The 1,003-nt window shown below is 51.2% G+C and carries 1 protein-coding gene and 1 pseudogene; both read left to right on the forward strand.

The window, feature by feature from the left end:
- Positions 1-678, forward strand: a 678-nt coding sequence (locus ASC72_RS14570) for a hypothetical protein (protein ID WP_206743214.1), incomplete at both ends; no start/stop codon positions are given.
- Between the two features lie 2 nt (positions 679-680).
- Positions 681-1,003 (forward strand): annotated as a pseudogene (locus tag ASC72_RS24830) (hypothetical protein); the annotation flags it as partial.

Consider the following 1,003-nt stretch of genomic DNA (forward strand, 5'->3'; position numbering starts at 1 on the left):
AACGGCAGGGACCTTATTTGCCGGAACCGAGCTACTTCTTACAGGAACCTATTATGCGAGCCAGACGGTAAACGGCTGTGAGAGCGCCAGAACTTCGGTAGCGGTAACGATCACGGCAAGTCCTTCGGCGCCGACTGCAACAGCACAAACCTACTGCTCGGCAGAAGGAAAGAAAGTAAATGATCTGTCGGCAGTGGGTACAGCCCCCAAATGGTATTCTGCTGCAACGGCAGGAACCTTATTTGCCGGAACCGAGCTACTTCTTACGGGAACCTATTATGCAAGCCAGACGGTAAACGGCTGTGAGAGTGCCAGGACTTCGGTAGCGGTAACCATCACGGCAAGCCCTTCAGCGCCAACAGCCACAGCACAAACATTCTGCTTTGCGGAAGCCAAAAAGGTAAGTGACTTAGCAGTGACAGGTGCAGCCATCAAATGGTATTCCGCTGCAACAGGTGGAACTTTATTTGCCGGAACCGAGCTACTTCTTACAGGMACCTATTATGCGAGCCAGACGGTAAACGGCTGTGAGAGCGCCAGAACTTCGGTAGCRGTAACCATCACGGCAACACCAACAGCTCCAACAGCCACAGCACAAACATTCTGCTTTGCGGAAGCCAAAAAGGTAAGTGACTTAGCAGTGACAGGTGCAGCCATCAAATGGTATTCCGCTGCAACNNATCAAATGGTATTCCGCTGCAACAGGTGGAACTTTATTTGCCGGAACCGAGCTACTTCTTACAGGAACCTATTATGCGAGCCAGACGGTAAACGGCTGTGAGAGTGCCAGRACTTCGGTAGAAGTAACGATCACGGCAAGCCCTTCAGTGCCGACTGCAACTGCTCAAACATTCTGCTTTGCAGAAGCCAAAAAGGTTAATGACCTGCCCGCAACCGGAATAGGTATCAAATGGTATTCCGCTGCAACAGGTGGAACTTTATTTGCCGGAACCGAGCTACTTCTTACAGGAACCTATTATGCGAGCCAGACGGTAAACGGCTG

Source organism: Flavobacterium sp. Root420 (assembly GCF_001427905.1).
GTDB lineage: Bacteria > Bacteroidota > Bacteroidia > Flavobacteriales > Flavobacteriaceae > Flavobacterium.